This window comes from Blastomonas aquatica, assembly GCF_014639875.1.
In the GTDB taxonomy this organism is placed as follows: Bacteria; Pseudomonadota; Alphaproteobacteria; order Sphingomonadales; family Sphingomonadaceae; genus Blastomonas; species Blastomonas aquatica.
The window spans coordinates 759,549-772,988 of sequence record NZ_BMGD01000001.1 but is presented as its reverse complement, the minus strand read 5'-3'; the positions used below and the strand labels follow the sequence as shown (position 1 = coordinate 772,988).

14 protein-coding genes are annotated in these 13,440 nt (G+C 62.0%); 5 read left to right on the top strand and 9 right to left on the bottom strand.

Going from position 1 to position 13,440, the window contains the following annotated elements; genetic code table 11:
- Positions 1-60: 60 nt before the first annotated feature.
- The 7 genes from IEW00_RS03620 to IEW00_RS03590 all read right to left on the bottom strand — a co-directional run bounded on the left by IEW00_RS03620 (position 61) and on the right by IEW00_RS03590 (position 6,421).
- Positions 61-1,869: a hypothetical protein gene (locus tag IEW00_RS03620; protein WP_188512952.1), complete on the bottom strand. Its 1,809-nt coding sequence runs from the start codon at positions 1,867-1,869 to the stop codon at positions 61-63.
- Positions 1,866-2,303 (bottom strand): GtrA family protein, encoded by a 438-nt coding sequence (locus tag IEW00_RS03615; RefSeq protein ID WP_188512951.1) that lies wholly within the window; start codon positions 2,301-2,303, stop codon positions 1,866-1,868. Before IEW00_RS03615 ends, IEW00_RS03620 begins: the two co-directional genes overlap by 4 nt.
- A 25-nt stretch (positions 2,304-2,328) precedes the next feature.
- Positions 2,329-3,978, bottom strand: a complete 1,650-nt coding sequence (locus IEW00_RS03610; protein ID WP_188512950.1) for an NAD(P)/FAD-dependent oxidoreductase — start codon at positions 3,976-3,978, stop codon at positions 2,329-2,331.
- 164 nt (positions 3,979-4,142) lie between these two features.
- Entirely contained in the window at positions 4,143-4,625 is a 483-nt protein-coding gene (locus IEW00_RS03605) for a DUF1810 domain-containing protein (protein WP_229736786.1), read from the bottom strand.
- Positions 4,626-4,763: 138 nt separating this feature from the next.
- The gene (locus tag IEW00_RS03600; protein WP_188512949.1) at positions 4,764-5,027 is read right to left on the bottom strand and encodes a DksA/TraR family C4-type zinc finger protein; all 264 of its coding nucleotides are present in this window, start codon (positions 5,025-5,027) and stop codon (positions 4,764-4,766) included.
- A 182-nt stretch (positions 5,028-5,209) separates the two neighbouring features.
- Entirely contained in the window at positions 5,210-5,584 is a 375-nt protein-coding gene (locus IEW00_RS03595) for a hypothetical protein (RefSeq protein ID WP_188512948.1), read from the bottom strand.
- 150 nt (positions 5,585-5,734) lie between these two features.
- Positions 5,735-6,421: a Crp/Fnr family transcriptional regulator gene (locus IEW00_RS03590; protein ID WP_188512947.1), complete on the bottom strand. Its 687-nt coding sequence runs from the start codon at positions 6,419-6,421 to the stop codon at positions 5,735-5,737.
- A gap of 262 nt (positions 6,422-6,683) precedes the next feature.
- Here IEW00_RS03590 and IEW00_RS03585 point away from each other — a divergent pair, with 262 nt between their 5' ends.
- Complete coding sequence (locus IEW00_RS03585; RefSeq protein ID WP_188512946.1) at positions 6,684-7,211, top strand: DUF892 family protein; 528 nt, start codon at positions 6,684-6,686, stop codon at positions 7,209-7,211.
- Positions 7,212-7,346: 135 nt separating this feature from the next.
- Here IEW00_RS03585 and IEW00_RS03580 read toward each other — a convergent pair whose 3' ends face one another.
- Positions 7,347-8,285 carry a cobalamin B12-binding domain-containing protein gene (locus IEW00_RS03580; RefSeq protein ID WP_188512945.1) on the bottom strand — a complete coding sequence of 313 codons (939 nt, stop codon included), beginning with the start codon at positions 8,283-8,285 and terminating at the stop codon, positions 7,347-7,349.
- 143 nt (positions 8,286-8,428) lie between these two features.
- On the opposite strand from IEW00_RS03580, the gene IEW00_RS03575 reads away from it, so the two are divergent.
- Positions 8,429-8,899, top strand: coding sequence for a BLUF domain-containing protein (locus IEW00_RS03575; RefSeq protein ID WP_229736785.1), 471 nt, complete (start codon positions 8,429-8,431; stop codon positions 8,897-8,899).
- A gap of 40 nt (positions 8,900-8,939) precedes the next feature.
- On the opposite strand, the gene trmB is transcribed toward IEW00_RS03575, so the two are convergent.
- Entirely contained in the window at positions 8,940-9,635 is a 696-nt protein-coding gene (trmB, locus tag IEW00_RS03570; protein WP_188512944.1) for a tRNA (guanine(46)-N(7))-methyltransferase TrmB, read from the bottom strand.
- A 146-nt stretch (positions 9,636-9,781) separates the two neighbouring features.
- Here trmB and IEW00_RS03565 point away from each other — a divergent pair, with 146 nt between their 5' ends.
- The 3 genes from IEW00_RS03565 to IEW00_RS03555 all read left to right on the top strand — a co-directional run bounded on the left by IEW00_RS03565 (position 9,782) and on the right by IEW00_RS03555 (position 13,440).
- Positions 9,782-11,494 carry a long-chain-fatty-acid--CoA ligase gene (locus tag IEW00_RS03565; protein WP_188512943.1) on the top strand — a complete coding sequence of 571 codons (1,713 nt, stop codon included), beginning with the start codon at positions 9,782-9,784 and terminating at the stop codon, positions 11,492-11,494.
- Between the two features lie 123 nt (positions 11,495-11,617).
- Positions 11,618-12,043 carry a hypothetical protein gene (locus IEW00_RS03560; RefSeq protein ID WP_229736784.1) on the top strand — a complete coding sequence of 142 codons (426 nt, stop codon included), beginning with the start codon at positions 11,618-11,620 and terminating at the stop codon, positions 12,041-12,043.
- Between the two features lie 50 nt (positions 12,044-12,093).
- Positions 12,094-13,440, top strand: coding sequence for a TldD/PmbA family protein (locus tag IEW00_RS03555; RefSeq protein ID WP_188512942.1), 1,347 nt, complete (start codon positions 12,094-12,096; stop codon positions 13,438-13,440).

The window sequence follows — 13,440 nt, the reverse complement described above, 5'->3', positions numbered from 1 at the left end:
TCAGACCGGTTGAACGCCCCGGACGCCACTTGGGTCCGCCACGCCGCATCGAACGTGCGGTTACGGCTGCAAGACGGCGCGCGCTGCCGCAGGCGCATCGGGGAGAATGCGCCACACCCGCAGGTTACCCTGCCCGACAATTTGCACCGGCTCAAGCCAGGCAGGAGGCTGGCCCGCCTCCAGCAGCGCTGCAAGACTGGCCGACCCGCCTGCTGATCGGTAGATCGACATTTCAGCTGCGTCCAGACACACGACGACATAGTCGGCATCATGCGCGGCCATGCGTTCGCGCGCATGCGACGGATCATGAATAAAGGCGTCGATCACATCGCGCATCCCCGCCTCGGCGCGGTGATGGCTGGAGGCCACGATGCTGTGATGGGTTCCCAGCAAAAGACCAGGACCGATGTCCAGCGGTGCAAACAGCGTCGCTGCAGACAGGCGATTGAGCAGCCGCGCATTTTGGTAAATGTCGCAATCCTGGTTTGACGCTGTCGGCTTACCCTGGGCCTTGCCGGGTGCAAACAGCGGTTCAAGAACCGGGTTGAGCACGCCCGGCAGGAACGCGATGTACAGGCAGGCGGCTGCAACGAGCTTTGCAGGTAGCCCGGTAGCGCTTTGCCAGCGCGCCATCATCCGGGCGGCAAACCACCCTAGCGGGACCGCGGATAGCATTCCGGCAAAGGCGACCGAGCGGTATGTGACCAGGCCTCCGATACAGGCCAGGCCCAGCAGCACGGCATATTCGCTCCACCATGCGCGCAGATTGCGCTCGCTGCGGATTGCCAGGTGCAGCGTCACCCCCAGCGCAAAGACGCATTGCACCACCGCAGGCATGGCTTCGACAAAGGGCTGGTGCCAGATGGGCATGCCTTCGGAGACCTTGAGATACCAATAGTCACGCACCAGCGGATCGAGCCCGGCAAATGGCGGCGCCAGACAGCGCGGCGCTGACCAGCCGATCAGTGCGATCCCGGCGATAGCGGTGACGGCCAGCCCCGCCAGCAGCACAGCGCGCGACGACACCTGCATTGCAGCGAGTGCCGAGACACCCGTCGCCATGACCAGGAAGAAACCGAGGTGCGGCGGCGAAACGGCGTCACAATGGGGTGCAAGGTCCGCTAGGCCGCGGGTCAGCAGGAAGATGAGCACGAGGCCGCCTGCGAGCGATTGCAGATAGCGCGCAAGCCCCGCGCGGTGCCGATGATCGCGCATCCAGCGCCAGGTCAGCACCAGGCCAAACCCCGCCGCCATGACAACCGTTTCGAGCGAGACCATCAGACCTATCGCCATCGCCAGGCCTGCGATCATCGCGCCGCGTGCGGGGTTGCGCATGGCGATCGCCCACAATGCGACCGCGACCGTCAGCACCTGCCAGCCGTGATGATCTATACGCAAGGGTTGAAACTGGCCGGGAAGCAGCGGCAATACCGCAAAGGCTGCACAGGCAAGGATCGCAGGGAGCAGGCCAAACCTGTCCAATGCGATCTTGCCCACGGCCAGCATGGTCAGCAATAGCAGCAGCAAAGGCGTGATGAAGGCTGCAGCAATCTCGGCAGTGGGCATCGGCAGGACGAGCGCCAGCACCCAGATCAACCCGGCGATCGGCAGGTCAACGAGCCGCGACCAATGCATCAACGTGCCCTCGGGCGGGTTGAGGCGATACTGGTAAAGGTCAAACCAGCCCTGACCCGCCAGCAGATCGCGCACCTGCACAAGACGCATCGCATCATCCCCATCGGGGAAACGCTGGGCACCAATATGCGGCGATGTCAGCACGATCAGCGCGCTCACCATAGCCCATGTCAGCACGATCGCCAGCAATGGCCAGTTCGCCATACGCCAACCCGTGATCTGATCCCGCGTCATCGACGACCGTCTTTGAAAACCACCTGCGAGCGCACAAGATAAACCACAGCGAAACTCACCGCGATGGCCACAAGCTTGGCGGCACGCGGGTCCAGTCCGGCGCGGTCGGCCAGAATGACGATCAGCGTCGTCAGCGCAAGACCCGCCAGCGCCGAAATGACGAACAGCGATTTCTGCACCAGCCGGCCGCGCCCGCCGGCCGCGACAGTGTCGTTAAATACGGCCCGGCTCGACAGGAGCCAGTGCGCGATGATTCCCAGCGAATAGCCAAGCGCGGCGGCGGGACCTGGCGCAATTCCAGCCCCAAGGCAGCCAAGAAACACACCCACATCCACCGCCAACGCGCCGATGCTGACGGCAAGATAGCGCAGTACGCGAATGTCCGCGCACCGGAGGGCGCACTGGACAGCCCATTGGGCCAGAGGCCGGATCATGGCTGTCACCACACCCTCAAGAAATTCAGGCCGACTTGCGCAGGGGCTGTGCTGGCTCGGGGTCGGCTGCGATCCGCTCGGGTACCCCGCGCAGGCTGGTCAGCGCTGCCACCTGATCTTGGCTGAGCGGGCGCGTTTCAGCTGCATTGCGTGCTGGCAACGTGGCGTGATCGCCTTCGCGTCCCGCCTCATGATATTCCGCATCCTCGTTGACGCACCAGGTGTCGTAAACCCGCTTGCCTGCCAGGATATTCTCGGACGTCAGCATCGCAGTCATCATCGCATGATCCTGATTGTTGTAGCGGTGCATCCCGTTGCGGCCGACCAGATGCAGCGTCGGATGCCGGTCTTCGAGTTCGTGACGCATAGCGGCAACATTGGCGGCATAATCCTCGTCGTAAACCGGGTACGCCTTTTCCTGGCGCACCACCGTCCCGCCGATGACCCTGGCCGGATCGACCAGCCCCAGAATCTCCATCTCGCGCGTGGCAAGCTCCACCAGCTCGGCATCGGGTGCAGACCAGAGGCCATCGCCCTCGAAGCAGAAATACTCGAGTCCCACGCAGGCGACCTTGGGATCGGGTACCATTTCGGGCGACCACGAACGGAAGTTCTGCACCCGGCCGACCTTGACCTTGCTGTCGTGGATATAGATCCAGTTGTCTGGGAACAGGTCCTGGCTGTCGATCATCAACGCCACGGTGATAAAATCGCGAAAGCGCAGCCGGCTCGCCTCGAGCGTGCTGGCAGGCAGCGGATGGAGCCGTTTGGCAAGTTCAGGCATCGGCGCTGAACTGATGACATGCGCAGCGCGAATGCGCACCTTGCCGTCTGCGCCATTCGCGGTCATCGACCAGCCGCCCTGACCATCGCTGGCGAGGCGATCGAGCGAATGCCCCATCAGCACCGCGCCCTTGCCGCTGGCGACGATCTTGTCGCGCGCCGCCTCCCACATCATTCCCGGCCCCAGCCGCGGATAGCGGAACGTCTCGAGCAGCGTTTTGACCGACTGCCCGTCATTGGGTTTCCTGTTCAGCCCCAGGCTGCGCTTGACCCCGTCGATGACCGCGCCCCACAGCGACAGGCCCTTGATACGCTGGGCGGCCCAGTCGGCGCTCATTTCGTTGCAGGGCATCCCCCACACCTTCTCGGTGTAGGTCTTGAAAAAGATCGAATACAGCTTGTTGCCGAACTGGTTGGTCGTCCAATCCTCAAAGCTCCTGACCTCGCCGATCGGGAAGGCCTTGCGCCACAGATAGCTCGCCATGCACGACGTCGAGCGCAGGATACCCAGATTGCCCAGCGCCTCGAACGCGCGCAGCGGGTAGGAATAGAATTTGCCCTCGTAATAGATCCGGCTCATCCGCGGACGCTGGATGAAATCATCGGGCAGGATCTCATCCCAAAGATCGACGACGGCCTGCGACTTCGAGAAGAACCGGTGGCCGCCGATGTCGAACCGGTAACCCTCGTGCTCGACCGTGCGGCTAATGCCGCCGACGTACACCGCGTCCTTCTCGATGATGACAACCCGCTTGCCTGCCTTGGTCAGACAATAGCCAGCGGTCAGCCCTGCAGGCCCCGCGCCAATGATCGCGACATCAACATCCCACGCGCCCGCCTGGGCGGGCGATAAATCAGCACAATGCGGTGTTTCGGACCCTGTTGGCGTCATGCAAGCCCCCTGTTCGCGACGAGAGGCCAGAAAGAACCGGTTGGCCCTGCACTCCGCACATACCGGGTTGAATAAAAATGGTTATTTAAGAGTTAACGCGCCGCTATTTTAGCCGAACGGACGGTCATCGAACGCTCTCGTTCCGCTGTTCCAAATCAGCCTGTTCAGGCTGTGCCTGAACGTCCGCCACGCTCCAAGTTGGCGAGGATATCGAGAGTCGCGAGGTCGTGCTCTGCGTCAAACCAGCGGTTGAGGGCTGCGTGAAATAACACCCCACCGCCAGCTTGTGCAAACAGGGTGAGACAAGACCGCAGCTTCACCGAATCAACCGCGCCGAAAACATCGTCCGGGCTGGATTGCGGGAGATCCTGCAAGGTTTCGACGCAGCTCTTGAGCCTTGGCCCCAGCACCGGGTGCGCAAGATAAGCCCGCGCTTCGTCGAGCGAGGCAATGGCATAACACTGGGCCGTGGCGCTTCGGCCCAAACCTGCAATCTGCGGAAAGATGTACCACATCCAGTGACCGCGCTTCCTGCCACGCCGAATTTCGGCGATGGCAGCTTCGAAGACGTTCGACTGAGCCGCGACAAAGCGATCCAGATTATGGGGCGAACTGCTGATGGGCTCGAAATCGGGGGCGTTGGCCAACAAGGGGCTCCTAGCAGAACAAGTTTTGCAGCCTGCGTCTGACGCATTTACAAGCGACCACAAACAACACAGGTCAGCAAAACCCGCAGATTCTCGGTTTGCAGTATGCCCGGGTGTTCTGCGCGGCAATCATGGGTGTCAGCGCAGTTGGCTGTCCTTGCTGCCTCGGCGGTTGATCCCGACCGACCGCAAAGCCGAATCGCGGACCGTCTGACAGTCGATGCACGTGCGGCTGCCCGGCAATGCCTTGCGCCTGGCTAGTGGAATATCGTCTCCGCAATCTTCGCAATAGTCCAGGCCATTGCCTTCGAGCAGGTGTGCCCTGGCGAGTGCCACTGCATCGGTTACGGTATCGTCGATCTGATCTTGTATGGCCCCATCGGGGGCCCAGCCATTGGCCATTGCGCTTTATCCAATTATTGTAGCGTGCGACGCTCGGGGATCTGGCCAATATAGGTAAGGTGCTGCCTTGGACCAAGACGGGAGCAAACGCCGTGGTCCAAGGCAGCTATCGCCTGATTGCGCAACGAACGCGCACAGGGGATCGGGTTAGCAGAGCCGGGATCCCGGATCCGCCTTACGGATTATTGCGGTGGCGTGCCGCCACTGCTCGTGCTGGTGGTCGAGCCGGTACCGGTTCCGGTGCCGCTCGTGCCTGACGAACTGGTGCCGGTGGTGCCACCCGGTCCGGTCATGCTGCCCGATGGGTCCATCGTGCCGGTCGAGTTGCCAGACCCGTCGGTTCCCATCGTACCATCATTGCCCGTCATGCCATCACTCCCGACGGCGCCATTGCCGTTGGTTGTCGGGGTCTCTTCAGGCGCCATCATGGCGTCATCTTCAGCCGTCATGGAGCTGTCGTCGATTCCGGTTTCGGTGGTACCGTCGCCGGGTTCGTTGCTGCAAGCAGCGACTAGGGCAAGAACGGGCAGGCACAAAAGAATTGGTAAGCGTTTCATATACAGTCTCCATCAAACGTGGTGACCCTTCGACGCGATCGCACAATGAAACGTTCCGGTATGGGATGCGATTGGAGCCCGGACTTGACGCAGGCTAACGATTTCATGCTGCAATCGATACCGTGAGCGGAGCAATCGGCGATCAGACTATCAGGATAACGCGATCAGGTTCTCAGGCGTTGCCCGCGCTTCATCGTTGAGATAGCTGCCTGTGTACGCGCAGGTGGAGGCAAGTTCGGAAAAGTCGGGTATTGTGAGCTTGCGTCGTTGCAATTGCAGCAGCTTGATCCGCTTCATCTGGCGGAGCGTCCTGCACACATGGACCGCCGACATCCCGGTGAAGTCAGCAAGATGCTGCTGTGACAACGGGAAGGCGCATTCGCGGTTCGTGGTTCTGCCCGATCGATCGATGCGAAGATAAAGCTCGCAAAACAGCTGTGCCAGTCGCTCGGATGCCGAGCAGCGGCCGAGCGCGACCATCCAGGCCGCCTGTGCTTCCAGCCGCTGCAGCGAATCCACTGCCACGCAATGGGAGAAACCGGCATCGGTGCCAAGCCGCCCCTCCATCGCCTCGCGATCAATGGAAATCGCCGTGATCGGTGTGAGCGCTCGAACGGCCTGACCCGCCTCGGCAGAAACCAGCCAGCTGAGGTCACAGAGGTCGCCGGGTAGATAGAACTGCGAAATATGGCGCCGCCCGTCCGGCATCAAAGTGTAGCGCGCAGCCCAGCCCTCCTGCAGCAGCAGCACTGCGCCGGGTCGTTGGCCACACCGCACGATAAAGTCATGGCGCTTCAGACGCACCACACTTCCGGATTCACGAATGAGTTCGGTCATGGACGTGAGGCTGTCTGTTTGCGTTGGCATGGGCGATCCTTTTCTCCCTCGCCAGCAATTGTAAAAGCCTTTGCGCAGGCAGACTTTAACGCAGATTGGTGAAATACATATTTGCACCGACACAAAGCCTCGGTCGTTCGCACCCCAGGACCAATAATGCGCATGGAGCGGAGCAAAGCGAAAACGTTAACCTCCGCTAACTCGCGGAACGATCACAGTTTCCAGCCCTTGATGCTTCATCTCATATCCAAAGGGAGCAGAAATGGTCACGACCAAAGAAACGATCGACACCTGGCTACGCGACGCGCATGCCACTGAAACCCAGGCAGAAACGATGCTGCGCGGAACAGCGGGCCGCAACTCTGACTATCGGGCATTCAGTGAAGCTCTGATTGCCCAGGCCGACAAATGCGATGGCAACGCGCGATCGATCGAGGCCTGTCTAATTCTGCGTGGTTCGAACACGTCGACGGTCAAGGATGCCGCAGCAAAGGTGGCAGCTGTCGGGCAGACCTTGAGCGGCATGGTAGTTGGCGATGAAGTCATCAAGGCAGCGATTGCCACCATTACCTTTGCGCGCATGCAGGCTGCCGCTGCACGCGCTCTGGTGGCTGCAGCTACCCAGGAAGGCGACACGCAGACCACCAACAGCTGCGGCGAGTTGCTCGATTCACAAGAAGCCTTCGCCTCCGAGATCGACAGCATGCTGCCGGAGCTTACGACGGCGTATCTGATGCGGGAAACCGACAGCACCCCAAATGAACCAGCAACTGCCGGGCAAACGTCTTAACGGCGCGAGCCGTTGACCGAACACGTCAGGACCTCCTGCCTTTCGTGCTTCACACCTTAGAGCCGCTGACCCGAGGGTCGGCGGCTCTTTTTTGCATGTAACACTCGTCTGCTGCTTGCGCGGATGCGGTGGCGGCTATGCCGGCAGCCCGGTGGAAACCGAAACGTCGAACAGCATCTGGGCCGTCACCACGGCGGCCGGGGCGTTTGGCGCGGTGGCGTCTGCGCCCACCTCTTGTGCCAAGGCAGGATTTTCCGTGAACAAGGGCCCCCCAACCATGATGCCGATCGTGGGGTTTTGGGAGTGTTTGCGAAGTTGGACGATGGTACCTTTCAAGCTTTCCATCCGTTCTTCCGACGCCATCGTCAAACCTGCAACGGCAAACCATTTGCGGCTTGCCAGTTCTGCAAGCTCGTCTGCCGTTGCGGACAGTTCGGTCTGAACCTCCCAGCCAGCAGCCAGCAAAAAGCGTTCCACCATCGTGACCCCGAAGGAGTGCTGGTCGCCCGGTGTCATGGCCATGAGCACCTGGCGGCGCTGGTCCAGTGCCGGAACCTCATGCGTGCTGTTGAAACTTGCCAGGAGCTTCTGCAGCCGGGCCACTCCCAGCGTCACGTCGATGAAATCACACTCATCCCGGTCCCACATTTCGCCCAGCAGGCGGGCGGTGGGCTCAAGCAGTTCAATGAACAACGTTTCCATCGAAAGCCCGCGTTCGCGCAGAATTGCGACATAGGCAACTGCAGCCTCCAGATCGCTGCCCAGAACGATGTCGGCAAGATCGGAAATTTCGAGTCGGCCCGGAGCCAAAGCCTTGATCAGCACTTCGACCGCCGGTGCATCGATGACGACGTCGGTATGAAGGCGCAGCAATTGGGGAATCACGTTGGTCGATATGAGCCTGGCCAGCTTTGCCTGACGGGCGGCAACATCATCGCGGCGGTAGATTTCCGACGCTATGAAATGCGTTTCGAGCCGGTTAAGGCCCTGGCGATCTATCGCCGGAAACGCAGCCTTCACTGCCTGCCCCATGATGCTCCCCTCGTTGTTGCCGACCTTGCGCTCGGGATGCACAGAACATCACAATGAGGCACGTCTGTCGAGGACTGATCGCCCACCAGGCACAATCGTCCTGTAATGATCCGACAGGCCGTTATCGTGCGACGCAAAAAGCTGTCATTGCTCCAGCTTAATTTGACCAAATGGCAAACACACGCGTGCTTGATCCGGGATATTCAAACCCGTACGCTCGAATCATGGAGGCTCAATCGCCCATGCTGACACAACTGATCTACATGTCGCAGCCGTTTGGCTATGATGGCGCGACCCTCTCGGGGATATTGTCGAGCGCACGTCGCAATAATCCGCGACTGGGCATTACCGGGGCGCTGATTTGCCGCCACGATATCTATCTTCAGTTGCTCGAAGGGCCGCCTCAATCGGTGGATACGCTTTTTCAGAGCATATCGTCCGACGACCGGCATCTTGCCGTCACGCTTCTGCACCGCGCAGACGTTGACCATCGCCTGTTTCCCGAGTGGGCGATGCTGCATGATCCTGCCCATTCATGGCACTGGTCGCCCGATGAGGTCGCCAGCGGCGCCATTACCGAGGCATCACCCGAGGTTTTGAGACAAGTCTTCCAGCAAGCCGCCGCAGATACATCCGTCGCCGCAAGGCAGATCTGAAGCGCCAGTAAAGCTTTTTTCGGCCCTGCCGAACCGAGACTTATTTGCGCCTGTATCTAAAGTACCAGACTTCGTGCCCCTGCGCGCGGGCCTTGGCCTCATAGCGGGTTTCGGGCCAGCCGCCGGGCCGGGTGAGGAAGTCCCTGGGGGCCTGGCACAGCCACTCGAACGCCGGGTGGTCGTTCATCACCATCATCGCGTGCGCGACATAGATCGGGTGGTCGGTGCCGAAGCGGAACTCGCCGCCGGGTTTCAGCTTGGCGGCAATCAGATCGACCGGGCCGGAGTTCATCATCCGGCGCTTGGCGTGGCGCGCCTTGGGCCAGGGATCGGGGTGGAGCAGATAGACGAAGCTCAATGATCCGTCGGGGATCCGCTCGAGCACATCGATCGCATTGCCCATATGCAGCCGGATGTTGGCGAGCGTGTTCTCGCGGATATGCTGCAGCGCGCCGACGACGCCGTTGAGAAACGGCTCTGCGCCGATGAAGCCGTGATCGGGCAGCATGTCGGCGCGATAGGCCATGTGTTCGCCCGAGCCGAAGCCGATCTCGAAGTGCAGCGGGCGGTCATCACCGAACAGACGCCCGGCGGTGATCTCGCCCTCTTCGGGCACGGTGATCTGCGGTAGCAGTTTCTCCACCAGCTCTACCTGGCCCAGGCGCAGCTTGTGGTTCTGCTGGCGGCCATACAGCCGCCGCACGGATACGGGGTCACCGGGTTTGTAAGCGGTCATGGGGCCAAGCGCTTAGCAAGCGACGCCCGCGATGCAAGCCGGTATCGGCCCGCGCAGGTGCGATTGGCGTTTTCTATCGGTCCAGTGCGACGGTCTGAATGGGTTGCGGGTTGTGCAGCACGCAGCTCTTATTTACAGCCATGTCAATGACTGACAGTGCCCTGCCCGCCTCGCCCATATCCGCATCGACCGATCAGCCGATCTGGACGACGCACTACAATCACCCCTGCGCGTGGGACCAGCAGTTCGAGCCGCTGTCGTTGCCCGACATGCTGTTTCACACTGCCGGGCGCAAAGGTACTGCGCCGCTGCTCGATTTCATGGGCCGCAAATTCAGCTATGCCGAAACCGCGCAGGGCGCGCGCCGCGTCGCCAAGGGGTTGCAGGCGCTGGGCGTCGGCAAGGGCGACCGGATCGGACTGTTCCTGCCCAACGTGCCGCATTATGTCGCGGCCTATTACGGCGCGATGGCAGCGGGTGCGACGGTGGTCAATTTCTCGCCGCTGTATACCGCCGACGAGCTGGCGCATCAGGTCGCCGACAGCGGTACGACGATCCTGTTCACCCTGTCTGCCGCAGCATTGCTGCCCACCGCTATCAAGGTGCTCAACCAGTCAGGTCTCGAGCGGCTGGTGGTCGGATCGGTCGCAGGCGCGCTGCCTGCGGGCAAGGCGCTGTTCTACCGGTTGTTCAAGGGCAAGGAGGTTGCCGAGCGGCCCGACGACCCCCGGATCACCAGCTTTTCGTCGCTGATCGACAATGACGGCGCGTTCTCGCCGGTGCCGATCGATGCGATGCATGATATCGCGCTGTTTCAATACACCGGCGGCACCACCGGCACGCCCAAGGGCGCGATGCTGAGCCATCAGAACCTTTCGGCCAATGCGCGACAGGTCAACGCGATCGATCCGCGCAAGGACGATAGCGACGACCGTATCCTCGGCGTGCTGCCGTTCTTTCACGTCTTTGCCAACACCTGCGTGCTCAACCGCACCGTGCTCAACGGCGGCGAGATCGTGATGCTGCCACGCTTTGATGCGGTCGCGGCGTTGAAGGCGATCAACCGTACCAAGGTCACCGCGCTGCCCGGCGTGCCGACGATGTATCAGGCGCTGCTTGACAATCCGCAGATCGACAAGACCGATTTTGCTTCGCTACGTGCCTGCATCTCGGGCGGCGCGCCGCTCGCCGCCGAGGTAAAGGCGCGGTTCGAGCAGGTGACGGGCGCCAATGTCGTCGAAGGCTATGGCCTGACCGAAAGCAGCGGGGTCGTCTCCACCAATCCCTATGAAGGGCTGAACAAGCCCGGCACGATCGGCCAGCCATTGCCCGGCACGACAGTGCGGCTGGTCGACAAGGAAGACCCGACCAAGGATGTGGCCCTTGGCGAGCCCGGCGAGATCATCTTTGCAGGACCGCAGGTGATGTGCGGCTATTGGAACCGTCCCGATGCCGATGAAGAGGTGTTCATCGGCGATTTCCTGCGCACCGGCGATGTCGGGGTGATCGACGAAGACGGCTACATCCGCATCGTCGACCGCATCAAGGACATGATCTCGGTGGGCGGGTTCAAGGTCTTCCCCAGCCAGATCGAGGCGGTGCTTTACCAGCACCCGGCGGTCAAGGAAGCGCTGGTGATCGGCATTCCCGATCCCTATCGCGGCGAAAGCCCCAAGGCGTTCGTCGCGTTGCAGGACGACGAGACCATCGACGGACCGGCGCTGGTGGCGTGGCTCAACCCGCAATTGGGCAAGCACGAACGCGTCGCGGCGATCGACATCCGCGAGGCGCTGCCCAAGACGCTGATCGGCAAGCTCGACCGCAAGGAACTGCGCAGGGCCGAAGGCATTGCGGCATAATTGATCACGATCAGGTAGATTGACGTAACATTAACGTCTCTTGCCAAGCTGTCATCGCAATGACACACTCTTTTGTGTGCAGTCTGGCCTGAAGGTAGGTCGCAGAGTCTGCATGAGGCAATCATGGAGGACATGATGACCAATGCGATCGAAAAGCGGTTCGAGGCCGCACGCTACAATTCCACGATGGCCAAGACCGCCCTACCTCGAACCGGCGCACCCGAAACCCTCTGGGAAAGGCGGATCAGCAATCATGTCGCGTATGCGTTGCTCGCTTATACCGGACTGCAGATCTTCGTGGTGATGGGCGCGATCAAGGGCGAGGGCATGTCGATCCTTCCCTATCTCGGCCTTGTTGCGCTGGTCGGCATCGTCATCCCAATCTGCCGCCGGGTTGAAAAACGCTGGCAGGCGCTGTCACGCAGCGATCGCTCCGAAGCCAGCCTGACCCAGATCTATTCGAGCGACCGGCTGGGCATCTGGCTGTTCGCCATCGGCTTTCCGTTCGCGTTCGTGCTGGTGGTCAAGGGGTTGGCCGCGCTGTTTTGACCGGTGGCGGTTTGATTGACCACGCATCGCGCGAGGCCTACACGCACCTGATGCAGACCCCAACCCAAGCCAGAGACCTGGCGCAAGATCTGGTTGCCCGCGCGCTCGCCGCCGGTGCCACCGCCGCAGATGCGGTTTTCGCCTGCGATGCTTCGACCGATGTCCAGATCCGGCTGGGCGCGCTCGAAGATGTCCAGCGCTCCGAGAGCGCTGCAATTGGCCTGCGCGTGTTCGACGGCAAGCGCTCTGCCAGCGTCTCGGGCGCCGATGTCACCGCTGCAGGCCTTGCGACCCTGGCCGAGCGCGCGGTCGCGATGGCGCGGCTGGCGCCGGAAGATGCCTATGCCGGGCTTGCGCCTGAAGAGCTGCTGGCCCGCGGGCCGCTCGAGCCGCTCGATCTCGATGACGGGCTTGATCCCGACCCCGCCCTGCTGCGCGATCTGGCCGAACGGTGCGAAGAGGCTGCGCGCGCGGTCACCGGCGTCACCAACTCCGAAGGCGGGTCCGCCGGCGCGGTGCGCTCTGTCATGGCGCTCGCCACCAGCCACGGCTTTACCGGGAGCTATGGCGGCAGCCGTTATGGCATTGGCGCGAGCGTGCTTGCAGGCGGCGAAAGCGCGATGGAACGCGATTCGGCATCGCACACCGTGCGTTTTTTGAGTGACCTTGAATCGCCCGAAGACATTGGCCGCCGCGCAGGCGAGCGCGCCGTCGCGCGATTGGGTGCCGGCAAGATCAGCAGCGGCGCGATGCCGGTGGTGTTCGATCCACGCGCGGGTGGATCGCTGATCGGTTCGCTGATTGGCGCGATCTCGGGCGGTGCGATCGCACGCAAGACCAGCTTCCTGCTCGACAAGCGCGGCACGGCCATCTTCGACAGCGCAGTGACGATCCTCGACGATCCCCACCGCCCCCGTGGCCTGCGCTCGCGTCGCTTCGATGGCGAAGGGTTGCCGACGCGTCCGCAGCGGCTGATCGATCAGGGGGTGCTGACCGGCTGGCTGATGGACAGCGCCGCTGCCCGCCAGCTGGGCGAACAGCCGACCGGCCATGCCGCGCGCGGCATCAGTGGCGCGCCCTCGACCGGCCCGAGCAACGTCCACATGGCCGCCGGGCGTGAGACGCCTGCCGCGCTGATGGCGGGGATCGGCACCGGGGTCTACATCACCGAGCTCATCGGTATGGGGGTTAACGGCGTGACCGGCGATTACAGCCGGGGTGCGAGCGGGTTCATCATCCGCGATGGCCATCTGGCCGAACCAATCAGCGAGATTACGATCGCGAGCAACCTGATTGATATGTTCGCCGCGCTGATCCCGGCGAACGATCTGAGCTTTCGCTATGCGGTCAACGTCCCCACTCTGCGGATTGACGGCATGATGGTCGCGAGCAGCTGA